This is a genomic window from Embleya sp. NPDC005575, assembly GCF_040605455.1.
Taxonomy (GTDB): Bacteria; Actinomycetota; Actinomycetes; order Streptomycetales; family Streptomycetaceae; genus Embleya.
The window spans coordinates 1-19,210 of the sequence record NZ_JBEXCV010000162.1 but is presented as its reverse complement, the minus strand read 5'-3'; the positions used below and the strand labels follow the sequence as shown (position 1 = coordinate 19,210).

Sequence of the window (19,210 nt, the reverse complement as noted above, 5' to 3'; positions counted from 1 at the left end):
CCGGCCCGACGGGCCGGCCGCAGCCGCCTCCGGGCCCGTATCGATGGCCAAGCCGGCGCCGCCCGACCGAACCCCGGCCGGCGAAGCACCGGCGGCCGGCCACGACCACTTGGGCCGAGACGACCACACGGCGCCCCTGCCGACCCACCCGGACCGGGCAGCCGACACCGCACAGCTGCCGACGCTGCCGCCCGACGGCAAGGAGGGCGGACCATCATGACCACAGCACGCCCGGTTCGGCCCGAACTCCCGGTCGAGCCGGTCCTCGCCCGGATCCCGTTTCCGCTCGTCGACGAGATGTCCCGGCACGGTCAGCGACCCGGCGAGCCGATCGCGGTGCACATGGAGATCCGGCTGCCCGGACAGCCGGATCCGGCCCGACTGCGCGCCGCGTTCGACAGCGCGCTGCGCCGACACGCGCGCATCCTGGTCCGCGAGGCTCCCGGCCGGTGGTACCGGCGGCGCTACGAATGGGAACTCACCGCCGCCCCGGACGTCGAACCGGTCGGCTTCCCGCCGGCCGCACCGGACGCGTTGGCCCGGGCCCGGACGAGGGCCCTGGCCGAGACACCGCCGCTGTCCCTGTCCCCGCCGGTCCGGCTGGACGTGATCCGCTCGTCCGCGACCTCCGGCGGCTGCGTGCTGCTGTGCACGATCCACCACACCGCCCTCGACGGACCCTCCTTCCTCCGCGTCCTGGCCACCACCGCAGAGTTGTACAGCGGAATCGGCTCCGAGCCCGCCTCGGACCGGGCCACCCCACCCGGCGCCGCCGGACCGGAGCCGCCGCCCCTGGATCCCGGCTTGCCGTCGGCCCGCTCCGCCCGGGTCGCGCCGGCCCCCGCACCACTCGCGCAGCAGCGCCGGGGCAACGGCGTCATCCTCGGCGAGCTCCCGATCCACCCACGCCCACCCGGCGCCGACCACACCGTCAACGACCGTCTCCTCGTGGCCACCTGCCTGACGATCGCCCGCTGGAACCGGCTGCACGGCGCACCCGCCCGGCCGATCCGCATCACGGTGCCCGTCGACGACCGTTCGCGCGGCGCCGAGATGCCCATCGGCAACGGCACCCGACTGGTCGAAGTCGCCTTCGGCGCCCGCGAGTACGCGAACGAACCGACTCCCGAGGCGATCGTGGGGCTGCTCCGCCGCACGGCCCACCGGACCAGGCAGCTCAGGGCCGCGCCGCGCCCCCCGCTCGGCCGCGGCGCGGCCCTGCTCACCGCACCGGTCCTCCCGGTCGACCTGCGCGCCTCGATCACCCGCGGCCTCGGCCGCGCACTCGCGCCCTGGACCTCCACGACGCTGCTCAGCAACCTCGGGCGGATCCCCTATCCACTGGACTTCGGCGACGCGGGCCGGGCGGACGCGGTCTGGGTCTCCGCGCCCACCCGGATGCCCCGGGGCCTGACGATCACCACGACCGGCACCGCCGGCCGCCTGCACGTGGGACTGCGCTGGTCCCGCGCACTGCTCGACGACGCGGCCGGACAGCGGCTGTACGACTTCTTCGCGCACTACCTGGACACCGTCTCGGCCGCCGTCCTCGCCGCCGGCCCGGTCGCGAACCCGGGATCGCAGGACGGTGGTTCGCGATGACCGCCACCCGTTCGGCCGGGCTGCGCGAGTTCTACGAGGATCCGGCGACACCGGTCGCCTCCGGCCCCGAGCGCAGCCGGCGCCACGCCGCGATGCTGGCCCGCGCACTCGGCCCCGACCCGGCCCTGGTGGTCGACATCGGCTGCGGCGACGGCTCGGCGGCCTCGATCACGGGCCCGCTGTTGGCCGGGCACACGCTGATCGGAATCGACTGGTCGCAGGACGCACTGCGCCGGGCGAGCACTCGGATGAAGCATCTGGTCCGCGGCGAACTCACGGACGGCGGGCTGCCGTTGGCCGATGCCAGTGTGGACGCGGTGCTCTTCGGCGAGGTGCTCGAACACCTCGTGGACCCGGATGCGGCACTCGACGAACTGCGCCGGGTACTCAAGCCGCGCGGCCATCTGATGCTCTCCACGCCGAACCTGGCCGCCTGGTACAACCGTGCGTTGCTGCTCGCGGGCGTGCAACCGATCTTCTCCGAGGTCAGCCTGCGCGGCATCCACGGCCGACCCGGCTCCCAGGTGGTCGGCCACCTGCGGCTGTACACCGCCCGAGCACTGCGCGACTTCCTCACCGCATCGGGCTTCGAGGTGGTCCGGACGGCCGGGGCGCCGTTCCACGGCGTGCCGCGGATGCTCAGGCCGCTGGACCGGGTCGCGTGCACGGCTCCCTCGCTCGCCTCGATCCTGCTCGTGCACGCCCGGCGGGCCTAGCCATGTGGTGGGGCGTCGCCGCGGCGCTGCTTGCCAACGTGCTCTACAGCACCGGATTCGTGCTGGAGAAGCGGGCGTTGACCGATCTCCCGGCGCTTTCGACCGGCCGGCCGTTACGGCTGCTGCGCCTGCTCCTGGGCAGCCCGCTGTGGCTCACCGGCTCGCTCGCGCTGGTTGCCGGCTTCGCCGCCCAGCTCGCCGTCTACCGCATGCTGCCCATCGCCGCGGCCCAGGGCCTGTTCGTCGCGGGCCTGGTCCTGCTGCTCCTGCTCTCCTCGGTGGTACTGGGCGAGCGGGCCACCGGCCGAGAGCGCGCGGGCGTACTGGCCGTACTCGCCGCACTGGCGATGATCGTCGCCTCGTTGCGGGACGCGGACCCGGTCGGCGAACGCGCCCCGTTGGGCCGGTTCCTCGTGGTGTGCCTGCCGGCGCTCGCGGCCGGCCTGTGGCTGTACCTCGCCGCCGAGCGGCACTCCCGCGACCCCGGCCGCCCACCCACCACCGGCGTGGCATACGGCGTCGCGATGGGCCTGCTGTACGGGGTGAGTTCGCTGACGATCAAGGGCATCTCCGGCCGACTCACCGGGCACGGCATCGGCGCCACGGCCCTCGACCTGCTCCGCTCCCCCTATCCGTACCTGCTCGTCGGCATCGGCGCGGCCGGCCTGGTGTTGTCCCAGACCGCGTTGCAGCGCTGCCGGGCGTCGCTGATCGTGCCCGTATGCACCACGGTCTCGGCTCTGTTCACCGCCGTGCCGGGCAGCTTCGCCTTCGGCGAGGCGCTGCCGCACGACCGGTCCCGGCTGACCCTGCGACTGCTCGGCGGCACGCTCGCCGTGATCGTCCTGCTGCTCCTGCCCCGGCGCGACGAAGACATCGACCCCACGGAGGGCACGGACTCCAACGACGTCGGCGGCCCCACGACGGAGGACACCGACACCGTCCCCACCGAAGCCACCGGACGCACCACGAAGGACACCGCCCCCACCGAAGTCACCGACCTCACAACGGAAGTCACCCCCTCTCCAGAGGAGTCGCCCCATGCAACCCGACGATCCGCTCCTCCGGATCCTGGCCTGCCCACTGGACAAGGAACCACTCGCCCTTCTTCTCCCGGAGGACTCCTTGTACAACCCGAGACTGCGCCGCCGTTACCCGATCGTCGACGGCATCCCACAACTCCTCCCCTCCTCCGGCGTCCGGGTCTCGGACGAGGAACACGCCCGACTCACCCGACGGATCGCCCCATGACGCTCGCCGCCCGGCTCGCGCCCCGGGTACCCCCGAGACTGGTCACCGCCGCAGTCGACGTGCTGTATCCACGCTTCGAACCGGAGTTGCGGCGGATCGCCGACTTCGTCCCGCGCGGCGGCACCGCCGTCGACGTGGGCGGCTGGTACGGGCCGTGGTCCCGGCGACTGGCCGGGCGCGCGGAGTCGGTGGTGACGGTGGAGCCGGTGCCGCACCTGGCCGCGTTGCTCGACACCGGCACACCGGCCAACGTACGCGTGGTGGCCGCCGCGGCCGGCAGCCGCGGCACCGGCACGGTCGCACTGTGGTTGCCGCCGGGCGACCGAGGGGATCGGGGTGTGTCCTCGCTCGTACGCAGGCAGATCCACGATCGGGCGGTGGACGTACCGTGCGTGCGCCTGGACGATCTCCGCCTGCTCGACGTCACGTTCGTCAAGATCGACGTGGACGGCAGCGAATCGGCCGTGCTGCACGGCGCGGAGGACACCTTGCGCCGGGACCGCCCGGCACTGTTCATCGAATTGGAGGCACGCATCCAGTCGCCCGCGCCGGTGCTCGACTTCCTCGGCCGACTGGACTACCGGGGCTGGGTGTTGCCGGGCCGACACTGGCTTCCCCTGGCCGACTTCGATCTGGCCGGCCACCAGGCGCGCACCGCCCATGTGGCCGAACGCGGCCTGCTGCGCCGCACGTTGGCGCCGTTCTGCCGCCGCTACGTCAACTCGGTGCTGTTCCTGCCCGGAGCGCGGCGGCCGGGCCGGGAGTCGGTGGGCTGAACCGCGCGGACGAAGGGCGTGAGTTGCCGGGCGGCGGAGCGGGGCATACGGGCAACGGCACACCCCCGCCCCGCCGTCCGGCGACATACGGTGGTCGGGCTACTCATGCCGTCCGGTGGCCGGAACCGGCGATGCCGGAACCGGCCGCGCGTCGCAACCGAAGGCCGCGCTCAGGACACCGTCGCCACCGGCGCCCCCTTGGTGATCGACACCCCGCCGGCCGCAGCGGCCGGTCGCTCGGCGCTCGGTGCGGCCGGCGTGTTCGTGTCGAGGTCGCCGAGCGGCGCGACCGGCTCACCCGCCAGCACCTTACGGGCCCGATCCCGGTCCAGCACGCCCTCCCAGGAGGCCACCACCAGACTCGCCACACTGTTGCCGCACACATTGGTCAGCGCGCGGCACTCGCTCATGAACTTGTCGATGCCGAACACCAGCATGATCCCGGCCACCGGCACGTGCCCGACCGTGGACAACGTCGCGGCCAGCACGATGAATCCCGACCCGGTCACCCCCGCCGCGCCCTTGGAGGTCAGCAACAGCACGGCGACCAGGCTCAGTTGTTGCCCCATGGACAGCGGTGTGTCGGTGGCCTGCGCGACGTACAGTGCGGCCAGCGTCAGATAGATGCAGGTCCCGTCGAGGTTGAACGAGTACCCGCTCGGCACGGTCAGACCGGCCACCTGGCGCGGCACGCCGAGGTTCTCCATCTTGGTGATCACCCGGGGCAGCACGCTCTCGCTGGAGGAGGTGCCCAGCACGATCAGCAGTTCGTCCTTCATGTAGCGCAGCAGGTGCAGGATGTTCAGCCGGATCGCGGCCATCACCACCCCGAGCACCACCACCACGAAGAACAGGCTCGTCCCGTAGAAGATCGCCACCAGTTTGCCCAGGCTGGTCAGCGTGTCGAGCCCGTACTTGCCGACGGTGAACGCCATCGCGCCGAACGCGCCGACCGGTGCCGCGTACATCACGATGCGCAACACCGCGAACAGCACCCGGCCGGTCCGCTCCACGCCGACCGCGATGCCCTCCGCCGGGCGCCCGACCAGCTTGATCGCGATGCCGAAGAGCACCGCGAAGAACAACACCTGGAGCACGTCGCCGTCGGCGAAGGCGCCGACCACGCTGCTGGGGACCAGGTCGGTGAGGAAATGCCACCAGGACTGCGCCTCGCCCTTGTCGATGTAGCCCTGCGCGGTGGCGGAGACCTTCATCGAGCCGACGTCGGCGTGCACCCCGTCGCCCGGGCGCAGCACGTTCATCACGACCAGGCCCAGGATCAGCGCGATGGTGGTCAGCGCCTCGAAGTAGACCAGCGACTTCCAGCCGATCCGACCGGCGCCGCGCAGGCTGTCCACGCCCGCGATGCCGGTAACCACGGTCACGAAGATGATCGGCGTGATGATCATCTTGATCGCGTTGACGAACGTGTCGCCCAGAGGACGCAACTGTTCGCCGGTGTGCGGCCAGGCGGCGCCGACCACGATGCCGGCGAGGATGCCGACCAGGACCCATACGTACAACAGCGTGTACCAGGGCCGGCGTGCCGGCGGCGCCTGAACGGGCGGCGGGTCGGCGGGCGGCGGCGAGTCGGCCGCGCCGGCGGCGGGGTCGGTCGTGGTGGCCTGGGACATGAGGGGCCTCCCGGGAATGATGTCGGGTCGAGCGGACGGGAACGCTGCGACACCGGAGCCGGCACCGAGCCGGGCCCGCCGCGCCCGGTCGGGCGGCGGAAACATCGGCGAAACAGCGTGTTACGGGACGTAGACTGGCGCGGCACCGGAGCCCGCCGGGTATTACGCGCATTACGCGCACGACGAAATTCCAGCCGAATCATCGGAAAACGGATGAAATGCGGGCAGTGAACACCTTGCGAGACGGCCCGGACGTCCAGGGATAATTCGCGCATGGCCAACCAGAGCATCGCTCGGCAGGTGCTGCTGTGGCAGCTCGCCCTCGTCCTGCTGCTCGTCGCGGCCGGCTCCGGCGTCGCCGTCCACGCCGTACGCCGATCCGGCGAGCAGACCGCCCGGGAGCGCGCGCTCGACGTGGCCCGCACGCTGGCCCGCGCGCCCGGCCTCGCCGAGGCCGCGACCGCCACCGACCCGACCGCCCGGCTCCAGCCGATGGCGGAGCAGATCCGCAAGGAGAACGGCGTCGACTTCGTGGTGGTGATGAGCATCGACGGCACCCGCTTCACCCACCCCGACCCGACCAGGATCGGCAGGACCTTCCTCGGCCACATCGACGCCGCGGCCCACGGACGGACCTCGACCGAGACCTACACCGGCTCGCTGGGCCCCTCCGTGCGCGCCGTCGTCCCGGTCGCCGGCCCCGACGGCCGCCCGATCGCGCTGGTCTCCGTCGGAGTCACCAACCGCCGCGTCGACGCGCTGGTCGGCCAGGACGTCCCGTTGGTGCTCGCGGTCGCCGCCGCCGCCCTCGCGGTGGCCTGCGCGGCGAGCATGGCGGTGCACCACCGGCTGCGCCGGCAGACCCTGGGCCTGGGACCGGTCGAGCTGCGGCGGGTATACGAACACCACGACGCGGTGCTGCACGCCGTCCGCGAGGGCCTGATCGTGGTGGACTCCGCCGGCCGGCTGGTGCTGGCCAACGACGAGGCGGTCCGGCTGCTCGCGCTGCCCGCCGCGCCGGAGGGTCGGCATGTGGGCACGCTGGGTCTGGACCGCACGCTGGCCGACACACTCGCCGCCGGTCGCACGGTCACCGACGAGATCCACCTGTGCGACACCCGCGCACTCGCGGTCAATATCAGCCCCACCGGCCGGGACGGGCGGATGGTGGCCACCTTCCGCGACCACACCGAACTGCGCGCCCTGGTCGGCGAACTCGACCAGGTCAAGGGCTTCGCCGAGGCGCTGCGCGCATCCGCGCACGAGGCGGGCAACCGACTGCACACCATCGTCGCGCTGATCGAACTGGGTCGCGGCGAGGAGGCGATCCGCTTCGCCACCGGCGAACTGACCGCCGCCCAGGATCTGGCCGACGAACTTACCGCCGCCGTGCACGAACCCGCATTGGCCGCCCTGCTGTTCGGCAAGCACGCACAGGCCGCCGAACGCGGTGTGCAGCTGACCGTGACCGGGGGGCCGGCGACCGATCACGACGGGTCGGACCCGCTCGACGCGCTCGCCTCCCGATTCGATCCGCGCGACCTGGTCACCGTGCTGGGCAACCTGGTCGACAACGCGATCGACGCGGCGGTGTCGGCACCGCCGCCGCGCACCGTCCGGGTCACCGTCGGCGCGGATCCGGATGCGGCCGCGGGCGGCCTGCTGCTCCAGGTCGCGGACAGCGGTCCCGGCATCGACGAACCGCTCACCACACGGGTGTTCGAGCGCGGGTGGAGCACCAAGGAGGCCTACGGATCGCAGGGCCGCGGCCTGGGCCTGGCACTGGTCCGGGCCACGGTGGCCCGGCACGACGGCACCGTCGACGTCGCCCGCGGCGACACCGGCGGCGCGGTGTTCACCGTCCGGTTGCCCACGCTGCCCGCCCAACGCCCGGGGGAGGAAGCGTGATTCGCACGCTGATCGTCGAGGACGACCCGGTCCTGGCCGAGGCACACGCGGTCTTCACCGGCCGCGTCCCGGGCTTCGAGGTGGTCGGCGTCACCGGCAGCGGCACCGAGGCGCTGCGCCTGCTGTCCACCCGGCGGGTCGACCTGGTCCTGCTCGACCTCTACCTGCCGGACCTGCACGGCCTGGACCTGTGCCGGAGCATGCGCGGCCAGGGCCACGACGCCGACGTCATCGCCGTCACCTCGGCCCGGGACCTGCGGCTGGTGCGCTCGGCGGTGTCGCTGGGCGTGGTGCAGTACCTGCTCAAGCCGTTCTCGTTCGCCGCGTTCCGCGAACGCCTGGACGGCTACGCGGAATACCGTCGCCGCATCGGCGAGGCCGGCACCGCGCCGACCGCCACCGGGCAGCGTGAGGTCGACCAGGCATTCGCCGCCCTGCGTCGCACCTCCGACGCGGCACCGCTGCCCAAGGGTCTGGCTGCGGCCACGTTCGAGGCGATCGTCGCGCACCTGAGCACCGGCGCGGTGACCTCCGCCGCCGACATCGCCGAGGCGGTCGGCATCTCCCGCCCCACCGCCCGCCGCTACCTGGACCACCTGTCCGCCCGCCGCCTGGTCTCCCGCGAACCCCGCTACGGCGGCGCCGGCCGCCCCGAGTACATCTACCGCTGGCACATCCCGCGCCCGGAGACGTCCGAACCGCCAAAATCGCCCTAGACGTATCGCCCCCGGAGGTTGCCGGCGCGGCCGGGAGCACGGTCACACGTCGGGCAACCGTCGGTCGGGGCGGCGTGACGGGGCAGCGGTGGAGGAGGGAGTCGGGTGGTTCGAGCCGGGACGCCCGGTACCGGAACGCCATCGACCGACAACCCCTCGAAACGCGCCGCGGCACCCGGCGGTCAGGACTTGGGGGCGTCCGAGAGGCGGACGAACGTGTAGCCCTGTTGCAGGAGTTCGGGCACGGCCAGGCGGATGCCGGCGGCGGTGCCGCCGCGGGGGTGGTTCATGTGGCCGATCACGACCGAGCCCGGGCGTACGTCCCGCATCGCTTTGCGGACCTGCTCGGGGTTGAACGTGGCGCCGCCGTCGGCATTGACGTGGAAGCTCGCGAAGCGTTCACCGAGGTCGGTGACGATCTTCGCCGCGACGTCGTCGCAGTAGGCCGTACCGGAGCGGAAGAACCGCGGCGGCCGGCCGAGCAGTTCGGTGAGTTTGGCCCGGTTGCCCGAGATCTCGTCGTAGACCTCGCCCGCGTCCCTGGTGCCCGGAATCCCGTAGGCGGCACGGCCCGACACGGACAGCGGCAGGTGCCCGGTGCCGTGGTTGGCGATCTCGAAGAGCGGGTCGGCGGCCAGTTGCCGAAGCGTGGCCGAGTTCGCGTCGACCCAGCGGGAGTTGACGAACAGGGTTGCCGGGACCGACCGTTCGTGCAGGAAGTCGATCAGCGCCCGGTCGTACTCGCCGCCGCCCTTGCCGCCGCACGCATCGAAGGTCAGCGCCGCCACCTTCCCGGTGGTCGGCAGCCGGGACAACGATCCCGGCACCTCCAGGCCCCAACTCGTGGGCACCTGCCTGCCGTACCGGGCGACGATCTCCTCCCGGGTCGGACCGGCGGCCGTCGGCGGGCCCGAGGGGTGCGTCGCATTCGGCTCCGACGGTGCGGGGCGAGCCGCCGCCGGCGCCAGTGCGGGCGTCGTCGGCGAGGCGGACTTCCCCACATCCGAACACCCCGCCAACAGCCCGCCCAACGCGGCTGCCAGCACCACCCGTCGGCTCACGTCCATCGCGCCGTCCTCCACATCCGCGCGACGCCAACCGCCGTGCGGGTTCACCCTAGGAGATGACCGCGGCCCCCGCTGCCCGGCACCCGCGTGGCACGCCGCCGAGTGTCACCGGCGCCCGCTACCGTCGCGGCATGACTGCGCACATCGACCTGACCCTGGACTGCACGAACGCGCCGCTTCTGGCCGACTTCTGGAAGACGGCCCTGGGTTACATCGACGAACCGCCACCCGCGCCGTTCGAGACTCGCGCGCAATGGTTCGCGCAATTCGATCTGCCCGAGGACGACTCGGTGGACGACGCCGCGTGGTTGTGCGATCCGCACGGCGTGGGACCTCGGCTGTCCATCCTGAAGGTACCCGAGCCCAAGACCGCGAAGAATCGGCTGCACATCGACATCCGGGTGCCGGGACACGGCTCGCCCGAGGAGCGCTGGGAGCGCGTCAGGACCGAGTCCGTGCGCTTGGTGACGGCGGGTGGCACCGTCCTGCACGAGGACACCGGCCACCACTTCGTGATGGCCGACCCCGAGGGCAACGAGTTCTGCGTGGCCGCCGGCCCGGCGACGAACTGACCCGCACACGGGCCGGTCCCGAAGCCGGTGTCGCGAAGACCGACCCGAGATCGCAGGCAGGCTTCGAGCGGCGCGGCTCCGCCGGGGTCCGCCGGGCAGGCCCTAGTCCCGCAAATACGTCAAGACCGCAAGCACCCGTCGGTGGTCGTCCTCGGCCGGCGGCAGGTCCAATTTGGTCAGGATGCCGGTGATGTGTTTGCCGACCGCCGCCTCGGAGACCACGAGCGCCCGGGCCACCGCCGCATTGGACCGGCCCTGGGCCATCAGCGACAGGACCTCGCGTTCGCGCGCGGAGAGCCGCTCCAGCGGGTCGCGCCGCCGGCGCAGCAGTTGGCGCACCACGTCCGGGTCGATCACCGTGCCGCCGGCGGCGACTCGGTGCACCGCGTCGATGAACTCCTCGACGTCGCCGATCCGGTCCTTGAGCAGATAGCCGACCCCGATGCCGTCCGCCGAGTCGAGCAGTTCGCCCACATAGGTGCGCTGCACGTACTGGCTGAGCACCAGCACCGGCAGGCCCGGGTCCGCGCGGCGCAGGGCGATCGCCGCGCGCAGCCCCTCATCGGTGAAGCCCGGCGGCATGCGGACGTCGGTGACCACCACGTCCGGGCGGTGCTCGGCGACCGTCCGGGTCAAGGCAACCGCGTCGGCGACCGCCGCGACCACGGTGTGCCCGAACCGTTCGAGCAGCCCGATCAGGCCGTCACGGAGCAGCACGCCGTCTTCGGCGATCACGACGCGGAGAGCTCGGACCGGCTGCAAGGGATCTCCACACGAAGCAGGGTCGGCCCACCGGCCGGACTGGACACGAGCATTCTGCCGTCGAGCACCGCGACCCGATCGGCGAGGCCCCCCAAACCGCCGGTCGCGGTGGTCACGGCGCCCCCGGTGCCGTCGTCGCGGACCTCGATCACCAACAACTCGCCGTGCGGCGCGGCGTCCTCGACCAGGTGTCCCGACACGCCCGCGCGTCGTGCGCCGCTGTGCTTGGCGACGTTGGTCAGCGCCTCGCAGACCACGAAGTACGCGGCTGCCTCGATCGGTTCCGGCAGCCGACCGGGCAGCTCGATCGCCACATCCACCGGGATCGCCGAGCGCTCGGCGACATCGGCGACCGCCGCCGGCAGCCCCCGGTCGGTGAGCACCTGGGGATGGATGCCCCGGACCAACTCGCGCAGCTCGCCCAGTGCCAGCTTGGCGTGCTCGTGCGCCTTGGCCACCAACGCCGCCGCCTCCTCGCCACGCGCGATCCGGGCCAGCCCGAGGGTCATCGTGAGCGCGACCAGGCGCTGCTGCGCGCCGTCGTGCAGATCCCGCTCGATCCGCCGCCGCTCGCTCTCGAACGCGTCGACCAGGCGGGCCCGCGACCGGGTCACCTCCACCAGCCGCTCGCCCAGATCGGCCCCCGGCGCGGTGAGCAGCCGCCGGGCCGATGTCGCCTGGGCCGACGCGAGCAGGCCGAGCAGGTACGCGCCGACCACCATAGCCAACAGACCCACCGGCACCGCCGCCAGCGCCTGCGGCGCGGTGCCGATCGTCCAGCCCGGCAGCAGGGTGCGGTGCCCGCCGCCGGCCAGGACCGGGATCGGCGCGGTGATCAGCCCGCCCGGCACGCCCACACACACGGTGACCAGAAGCAGGTTCAGCGGCCACAACACCACCATCAGCAGCAGCGCGTAGCCGAGCTCGCGCCAGGTGGCCCGTTCCCGACCGCGCGCGAGCAACCAGGCCCGAGGTCCCCGCCGGGCGATCAACGGATGCGGGTCCGCGGCCGGTTCGAAGTCCACCAGGCGCAGCCGGCGCCGCTCCACCACCCCCAGCGGAATACCCGCGAAGCCCAGTACCACCAGCAGTGGAAGGCCGACCAGGACGAGCGAGAGCACGCCGCCGAGCGCGGCCAGGCCGGCGAACAGGATCAGACCCAGGCCGCCCGGCAGGGCGCTGGACAACAGGTAGCCGGTGGCCCGCCAGGGCCAGCCGGACACCAGATATCCCCATTGCGGCAGGGCCTGCCGGATCGTACGCGGTTGCATGGGGTGACCGTAGTCGGCCGCGCGGCGTCGCCCCCAGGGGGCCTGCCTACGCGAAGGGGTAGGGCAGGCCATACCCCAGGACTCGGTCCTGGCGTCCTGCGCCGCGGGTGGCTTCGACGGTTGGCTTGAGCCATGGAACAGGGACTGGGACAGCGGGCGGAAGCGGTACGACTGAACGGGGTGCGCCGCACCTACGGGAGCGGCGCGGCGGCGGTGACCGCGCTGGACGGGGTGAGCGTGGGCTTCCCGGTGGGCAGCTTCACGGCGGTGATGGGGCCTTCGGGTTCGGGCAAGTCGACCCTGCTCCAGTGCGCGGCCGGACTGGACCGGCCCACCGGCGGCACGGTGGCGATCGGCGGCACCGAACTGGCCGGGTTGAGCGAGAACCGGCTGACCGAACTGCGCCGGGACCGGATCGGCTTCGTCTTCCAGTCGTTCAACCTGTTGCCGTCGCTGACCGCGACGCAGAACGTCGAGCTCCCGCTACGGCTCGCCAAACGCCCAATCGACCGGCACGTGGTCCGCGACGCGCTGGCCTCGGTCGGTCTGGCCGATCGCGGGGGGCACCGGCCGGCGGAGTTGTCCGGCGGCCAGCAGCAGCGGGTCGCCATCGCCCGGGCAATGGTCACCGCACCGACGGTGCTGTTCGCCGACGAGCCCACCGGGGCCCTGGACACCGCCGGCACGCGCGGTGTGCTGGCCCTGCTGCGCTCGCTGGTGGACGAGCACGAGCGCACCATCGTCATGGTCACCCACGACCCGGTGGCCGCCGCTGTCGCGGACCGGGTGCTGTTCCTGGCCGACGGCCGGGTCGCGGGCGAACTGCACACGCCGACTGCCGACTCGGTCGTCGCCCGGATGACCCACCTGGAGGCGGCGTCGTGCTGACCCTTGCCCTGATGACGCTGCGTACCCGCTGGACCGCCTTCGCGAGCGCGTTCGTCGCACTGGCCCTGGGGGTCGGGCTGTTGGCCACGATGGGCCTGGTGGTCGCGGCCACCGCCGACGACGACGGGCGCACGCCCCTCCGGTTCGCGGACGCGCCGATGGTGGTCCGGGTGGCGCCCGATCTACGGGTGACCAGCCCGCTCAGCGGCACCAACACCCAGGAACTGGACCTGGTGCCCCCGCTGCGTGCCGACCTGGTGGCCGGGCTCGCCGCGGTCGCGCCCGTGGTCGCGGACCGCAACTTCGCGACCCGACTGCACGCGCCGCTCACGGGTCCCGCCGACCGGGTCGGCCACCCGTGGTCCACCGCCCGATACGGGCGCTACGCGCTCACCGCGGGACAGGAGCCGGCCGGCGCCGACCGCGTGGTGGTCGGCGGCGGCGATCCCGCGCTGACGGGCACGGTCGTCACCGTCTCGACCCCGTCGGGTCCGCGCACCTACACCGTCTCCGGTGTCACCGCGCCGGTCGGCTTCGAGCACGCCCTGTTCTTCACCGACGCCGAGGCCGAGCGCCTATCGCCCGCGGTGGACGCGCTGATCGTGTCCGGCCCGACTGCGCCGGTGCGCGCCGTGCTGGCCGCCGAACATCCCGGTGCCACCCGGGTCGAACTGCTCACCGGCATCGCCCGGGCGAGCGCGGACCCCGGTACGCTGCGCGACCACTCCAAGATGATCGGCACCCAGACCCTGCTCGGCGTCGCGGGCGGCGTCGCCGCGTTCGTGGCGATCCTGGTGGTCGCCTCGACCTTCGCCTACGCCGTCGCCCAGCGCCGCCGCGAACTGGCACTGCTGCGCGCCCTCGGCGGCACGCCGCGCCAACTGCGCCGCCTGCTGCTGGCCGAGGCCGCCGCGCTGGGACTGGCCGCGTCCGTCGCGGGCAGCGCACTGGGGGTCCTCGGCGGCCCATTGCTCGCGGACTGGCTGGCCTCCAACGACTTCGCGCCGGCCTGGTTCGCGGTCCGCTTCTCCCCGCTGTCCATAGTGGCTCTGCTGGTCGCGCTGCTGATCGGTTGGGCGGTCGCGCTGCTCGCGGTGGTCGCCGCGTCGGTGCGCGCCGGGCGGATCCGGCCGATCGAGGCGCTGCACGAGGCGACGGTGGAGCGTCGGTCCGGCTCGCGGATTCGTTCGTCCGCGGGCGTTCTCGTGCTCGGCTGCGGCATCGCCGCACTGGCGGGCGTGGCCGGCCTGCTGCCGCAACTCGCCTTCGACCTGGGCAACATCATGTCGTTCACGCTGCTGATCACCGGCGGTGTGGTGCTGCTCGCGCCGTTGCTCGCCCGGGTGTTGGCGGCTGTGCTGACCCGGCCGTTCACCCTGGGCCGGGGGGCGGGCGCAATGCTGGTGCGGGCCAACACGGTCACCGCGGGCACCCGTACCGCCGCGACCGCCACTCCCGTGCTGGCGAGTGTCGCACTGGCCGCGTGCCTGCTCGGCGCGACCGGTTCGGTCGACGCGGCGCACACCCGCGAGTTGCGCGCCCAGGCGAGCGCGGCCGACTTCGTCGTCGTGCCCGAGGGCGCCGCCGGGCTCGATCGCGAACTCGTGGACCGGGTACGGGCCGTCCCCGGCACGGACGCCGTCGCGCTGACCCCCACCACGGTGTACACGATCCCCACGCCGCGTACGACCGCCTTGCTGGAGGGCGACGTGGTCCGGCCGTATGCCGCCCAGGCGATCGACACCGCCGGATCCACCGCACTGCACCTGTCGGTGGAGGCGGGCTCGATGGCGGACCTGCGCGACGACACGATCGTGGTCGACCGGGGTTGGAACCGACGGGTCGGCGACCGGATCGCGCTCTGGCGCGCGGACGGCAGCCCACTCTCGTTGCGCGTCGCGGCCGTATTGACCGAAGGCACCGGCAACGGCGGCGTGTTCCTGACCCCGACCACCGCCGGGACCACCCGACCGGCCCGAATGTACGTCGCACTGCGCCCGGGCACCGATCGCGGCACCGCGGCCGCCGCACTGACCGAGGCGATCCGGGGCCAGGGGGCCCGCGAGGTGACCTCGAAGGACTGGACCACCGCCGTGCAGCGCGACATCGCCCGGCAGAACCGCCTGGGCATCGGCCTGCTGCTGACCATCGCCCTGGTGTACAGCGGCATCGCGATCGCCAACACGCTGCTGATGGCCACCGCCGTCCGCACCCGCGAACTGGCCCTGCTGCGGCTGGCCGGGGTCACCCGCCGCCAGGTACTGCGCCTGTTGGCCACCGAGGCACTGCTGATCACGGCCATCGGCGTCGTCCTCGCCACGGCGGCAACAAGCCTGGTGCTCACCGGACTTCACGCCGCCTGGGGCCGACTCGTCCAAGACGCGCCGCTCATCCTGCCGTGGACCACGCCGGCCGGGATCACCGCCGCCTGCGCGCTCATCGCGCTGCTGAGCACTGTACTCCCGGCCCAGGCTCTCCTCCGTCACCGCCCGATCGAACTGGCCGCCACGCGCGAATGACCCACGCCCACCCGCGCGAGTGACCCGGTGCCCACGCCGGAGTGCCGCCTCCCGACCCCGGGGGCGGCACTCGCACGCGCGCACCACCGGCACGCCCGCTCACGCCGTCGACCCCGACAGGAGCGGCCCGACGCGCGTGCGCAACCCGTCAAGACGCGCCACCACCGGCCCCACTGCCGTCGGCACCCACCCGGCCCACCGCCACCCGTGGCCGCGCCCACACCGCGGCCTTCGCCTGTCCCGGCCCGTGCCCATCCGCGCTCTCGCGACACCCGCCATCCCGATTCCCGCGCGCCGCCGCAGCCCTCGTGTCGTACGCGTGCGCAACCCTCCCGCTGTCACTAGCGGTCAATGGCCGGTTACCTATGGTTGACGAGGCCGGCGGGGCCGAGGTTTCATGCACCGGTGGGAGAACGTGTGCAGGGCGACACTTGGGGGCTCGCAAAGGCCATGGAGTTCATCGAACGAGGGCCGGAAATCGGCAGGTTACGCACGGCGCTCCGGGACTGCGCCGCCGCGCGGGGCGGCGGCGTCCTGGTCGACGGCGCCGTGGGTTGCGGCAAGAGCGAGATACTCGGCTGGGTCGGCGAGCAGGCGGCGGCCATCGGCGCGGTGTCGCTGTCCGCGACCGGATCGGCCACGGCCCGCGCCCGACCCCTGGCGATCCTGGGCCAGTTCCTCGACGGCCCGGCCGTACCGACCCGCCTGGCCCTCGCCCTGGACCGGCTGGTCGAGGACGAGGACACCACCCGCGCGGCCCGGCGATTCACCACCGCGATCCACGAAGCCGCGCTCCGGCAACCCGTGGTGGTGTCGCTGGACGACGTGCAGCACGCCGACGCCGCCTCGGTGCGCTGCCTGTTGCACCTGGCCCGCCACTCGGGCCGGGCCCGGGTGCTCGTACTGCTCGCCCGCTCGCTCGACTTCGCCCTGACGGACCCGCAGTTGGGCACGGAGTTCCTGCGCCGACCCGACCTGGGTCGGATCCGCCTGGCGCCCCTGAGCCCGGCCGGCGTGGCGGAACTGCTGGCCGTGGGTCCGGGCGCCGCGGACCCGGGGCGGGCTGAGCAGTACCACGAACTCACCGGCGGCAACCCGCTGCTGCTGCGCGCACTGATCGCGGAGCACCGGTCCGCGGCCGGCCCCGCAACCGCCCCGGCACCCGGCGGCCCGTATGGCCAGGCCGTACTGACCTGCCTGCGCCGCGGCGGAACCGGGATGTGGCGGGTGGCCAAGGCCGCCGCCGTCCTGGATGCCGGCGCATCGGCCGAGGTGCTGCGTCGGCTCGCCGACACCACCGCACTCGCCACCGCACAGGCCCTGGGCGCGCTGTCCGGCGCCGGCCTGCTGGACGGGGACCGCCTGCGCCGCGCGGCTCGCAACGCGCTGCTGGACAGCCTGGGTCCGGCCGAACACAGCGGTCTGCACCGCCGCGCCGCCACCGTGCTCCGGCACCGGGGTGCCCCGGCGGCCCGGATCGCCACCCATCTGCTCGCCGCACACCAGGCGCCCGACCCGTGGGCGGTGGACGTGCTGCGCGAGGCCGCCGAGGAGGCGTTGGACGAGGATCGGGCCCACCGGGCGATCGCCTGTCTCGAACTGGCCGCCGAGCAGTGCCGAGATCCGGCCCTGCGCGCCGAGACGCACGTCCGGCTCGCCGAGGTCACCGGACGGCTCAACCCGCACGCCGCCGAACAGCGGTCCCTGGGCGCGCCGTTGACCGCACTGGCACTGGGCGACCTGCCCGAGTCGAGCATGACGGCGCTGGCCCACCAATTGTTGTCGCACGGCCGCCTCGACGCCGCCCGCCGGGTTCTCGACCGCCTCAAGGAACGCACCGACCCACGGGCGGAGTGGGTCGACCACGTCGAATCGGATCTCCCGCTCTCGTGGCTGCGCCACCCGCACCCGGCCGCGCCGTCGCCCGATCCGGTGGAGCGCATCGAGGCCGCCGAACGACTGTTGCGTATCTCCGGGTTGACCGACGTGACCCTGTCACCGCTGGTCGCCGCACTGAACCTGCTGATCGACCGGGACCGCGCGAGCCGCGCGGAAGCCCACGCCCAGGCCCTGCTCGCCGAATCGATCCGGCGCGAAGCCCCCGGCTGGCAGGCCGTGTTCGGCTCCGCATGTGCGCAGGCGGCGCTGCGCCAGGGCCGGTTGCCGGATGCGGAGAAGTACGCGCGGCAGGCGATGGCGGTACTTCCCGAACGCGCCGGGAGTCTGTTCCTCGGCGGCCCGCTGGCGACCCTGATCTGTGTGTACACCGAGATGGGCGACTACGGGGCCGCCGCACACCAGGTGAACCAGCCGGTCGGCAAGGACCTGTTCACCAGCCTGCACGGACTCGCCTACCTGCGGGCCCGGGGCCGGTTCCTGCTGGCCACCGATCGGGTCCGGGCCGCGCTCGCCGACTTCCTGCAGGTGGCCTGGCTGGTCCATACCTGGGGGGTGGACCAGCCGTTCTTCGTGCCTTGGCGGACCGACGCCGCCGAGGCCCTGCTGCGGCTCGACGAGACCGAGCGCGCCCGGGAGCTGGTGGCCGAGCAACTGCGGCTGTGCGGCCCCGGTGGCGGCCGGATCCGCGGAACCACGCTGCGGCTGCGCGCGATGACCGTCGACGTCGCCGAACGCCCGGCACTGCTGGCCCAGGCGGTCGAGGCGCTGCGCCGGTCCGAGGACACGCTGGAGTTGGCCCGCACCCTGGAGGCCCTCGCCGAGTCCTATCGGGCCCTGGCCGAACCGGTCCGCGCCGCCACCCTGCAGTCCCGCGTCTGGCACCTGACCCGGGACTGCGGCGCACGCCCGCGGGCGCGCACCATCGCGCACGCATACGCCGACCTGTTGCCGGCGAACACCGGTGGCGCGGGCGCGAATCTGAGCGAATCGGAGAGGCGGGTCGCCGCGCTGGCCGCGTCCGGTTACAGCAACCGGGGCATCGCCGAGGAGTTGTTCATCACGGTGAGCACCGTCGAGCAGCACCTGACCCGGGTCTACCGCAAGCTCGACATCAGGAACCGTCGGCAACTACCCGCCCACCTGCGGTCGCACCTGGATTGGTGCCGCCCCACCCCCGGACCGCGCGGCACCGTCCTGCGGACCGGCGACAAGCCCCGCGGCACCGGGCCCGCGGCGGCCGACTCAGACTCGCACCGGCAGCCCCAACGCCCGGGCGAGCAGGCCGCGGTGCAGGTCGCCGGTCCCGCCGAACACATCCGCCGCTGATCGGCGCGGCCCCGGTGCGAACGACCCCTCACCCGGCGTTTCCCGCCGGTGCGTGTCCGCGCACCGGCGCGGATCGGTGACGTGCGTAGCCGCGCACCCCGCCGGGTCGGCGACGCCCGCCGCCGTGGCCCGATCCGACCGGGGGGGTCGAGGATCCGCTTCGACCCGGCCGCCGGCGAACCGGGTCAGTTCACGGTCGGGTCGGGGCAGAACTGGTTCTGCACGTGCCGGGTGGGCGTACTCACCGACACCGGCGGCGGGGCCCCGGCCGCGGCCGCGGCCGCGGCCGCGGCGTTGCGGTTG

The 19,210-nt window shown here is 73.4% G+C and carries 14 protein-coding genes and 2 pseudogenes; 12 read left to right on the top strand and 4 right to left on the bottom strand.

Features of this window, described 5'->3' with window-relative positions:
* The 6 genes and pseudogenes from ABZS54_RS35435 to ABZS54_RS35410 form a co-directional block, all read left to right on the top strand.
* A pseudogene (locus ABZS54_RS35435) lies at positions 1–220 on the top strand (hypothetical protein); the annotation flags it as partial.
* The gene (locus ABZS54_RS35430; protein ID WP_355545729.1) at positions 217–1,602 is read left to right on the top strand and encodes a condensation protein; all 1,386 of its coding nucleotides are present in this window, start codon (positions 217–219) and stop codon (positions 1,600–1,602) included. The pseudogene ABZS54_RS35435 and the gene ABZS54_RS35430, both read left to right, overlap by 4 nt.
* Complete coding sequence (locus ABZS54_RS35425; RefSeq protein WP_355545727.1) at positions 1,599–2,318, top strand: methyltransferase domain-containing protein; 720 nt, start codon at positions 1,599–1,601, stop codon at positions 2,316–2,318. The genes ABZS54_RS35430 and ABZS54_RS35425 overlap by 4 nt, the downstream gene beginning before the upstream one ends.
* 2 nt (positions 2,319–2,320) lie before the next feature.
* Positions 2,321–3,187, top strand: a pseudogene (locus tag ABZS54_RS35420) (hypothetical protein); the annotation flags it as partial.
* Positions 3,188–3,359: 172 nt separating this feature from the next.
* A complete protein-coding gene (locus tag ABZS54_RS35415) occupies positions 3,360–3,569 on the top strand; it encodes a Trm112 family protein (RefSeq protein ID WP_355545733.1) in 210 nt (69 codons plus the stop codon).
* Positions 3,566–4,345: an FkbM family methyltransferase gene (locus ABZS54_RS35410; protein ID WP_355545731.1), complete on the top strand. Its 780-nt coding sequence runs from the start codon at positions 3,566–3,568 to the stop codon at positions 4,343–4,345. The genes ABZS54_RS35415 and ABZS54_RS35410 overlap by 4 nt, the downstream gene beginning before the upstream one ends.
* A 170-nt stretch (positions 4,346–4,515) precedes the next feature.
* Here the strand turns inward: ABZS54_RS35410 and dctA are convergent, their stop codons facing one another.
* A complete protein-coding gene (dctA, locus tag ABZS54_RS35405; protein WP_355545725.1) occupies positions 4,516–5,979 on the bottom strand; it encodes a C4-dicarboxylate transporter DctA in 1,464 nt (487 codons plus the stop codon).
* A gap of 273 nt (positions 5,980–6,252) precedes the next feature.
* Between dctA and ABZS54_RS35400 the strand changes: the two genes are divergently transcribed.
* Positions 6,253–7,887, top strand: a complete 1,635-nt coding sequence (locus tag ABZS54_RS35400; protein WP_355545723.1) for a sensor histidine kinase — start codon at positions 6,253–6,255, stop codon at positions 7,885–7,887.
* The gene (locus tag ABZS54_RS35395) at positions 7,884–8,603 is read left to right on the top strand and encodes a response regulator (RefSeq protein WP_355545721.1); all 720 of its coding nucleotides are present in this window, start codon (positions 7,884–7,886) and stop codon (positions 8,601–8,603) included. The genes ABZS54_RS35400 and ABZS54_RS35395 overlap by 4 nt, the downstream gene beginning before the upstream one ends.
* A 182-nt stretch (positions 8,604–8,785) precedes the next feature.
* Here ABZS54_RS35395 and ABZS54_RS35390 read toward each other — a convergent pair whose 3' ends face one another.
* On the bottom strand, positions 8,786–9,670 hold the full coding sequence (locus tag ABZS54_RS35390; RefSeq protein ID WP_355545719.1) for a polysaccharide deacetylase family protein: 885 nt from the start codon (positions 9,668–9,670) through the stop codon (positions 8,786–8,788).
* Positions 9,671–9,801: 131 nt separating this feature from the next.
* On the opposite strand from ABZS54_RS35390, the gene ABZS54_RS35385 reads away from it, so the two are divergent.
* On the top strand, positions 9,802–10,242 hold the full coding sequence (locus tag ABZS54_RS35385; RefSeq protein ID WP_355545717.1) for a VOC family protein: 441 nt from the start codon (positions 9,802–9,804) through the stop codon (positions 10,240–10,242).
* A gap of 102 nt (positions 10,243–10,344) precedes the next feature.
* On the opposite strand, the gene ABZS54_RS35380 is transcribed toward ABZS54_RS35385, so the two are convergent.
* Together ABZS54_RS35380 and ABZS54_RS35375 are read right to left on the bottom strand one after the other, a co-directional pair.
* The gene (locus tag ABZS54_RS35380; protein WP_355545715.1) at positions 10,345–10,977 is read right to left on the bottom strand and encodes a response regulator transcription factor; all 633 of its coding nucleotides are present in this window, start codon (positions 10,975–10,977) and stop codon (positions 10,345–10,347) included.
* Positions 10,974–12,275, bottom strand: coding sequence for a sensor domain-containing protein (locus tag ABZS54_RS35375; protein WP_355545713.1), 1,302 nt, complete (start codon positions 12,273–12,275; stop codon positions 10,974–10,976). The genes ABZS54_RS35380 and ABZS54_RS35375 overlap by 4 nt, the downstream gene beginning before the upstream one ends.
* 132 nt (positions 12,276–12,407) lie before the next feature.
* On the opposite strand from ABZS54_RS35375, the gene ABZS54_RS35370 reads away from it, so the two are divergent.
* From ABZS54_RS35370 to ABZS54_RS35360, 3 genes are all read left to right on the top strand, one after another.
* On the top strand, positions 12,408–13,163 hold the full coding sequence (locus tag ABZS54_RS35370; protein ID WP_355545711.1) for an ABC transporter ATP-binding protein: 756 nt from the start codon (positions 12,408–12,410) through the stop codon (positions 13,161–13,163).
* Positions 13,157–15,682 carry an ABC transporter permease gene (locus ABZS54_RS35365; RefSeq protein WP_355545709.1) on the top strand — a complete coding sequence of 842 codons (2,526 nt, stop codon included), beginning with the start codon at positions 13,157–13,159 and terminating at the stop codon, positions 15,680–15,682. The genes ABZS54_RS35370 and ABZS54_RS35365 overlap by 7 nt, the downstream gene beginning before the upstream one ends.
* A gap of 405 nt (positions 15,683–16,087) precedes the next feature.
* A complete protein-coding gene (locus tag ABZS54_RS35360) occupies positions 16,088–18,907 on the top strand; it encodes a LuxR C-terminal-related transcriptional regulator (RefSeq protein WP_355545707.1) in 2,820 nt (939 codons plus the stop codon).
* Positions 18,908–19,210: the final 303 nt, after the last annotated feature.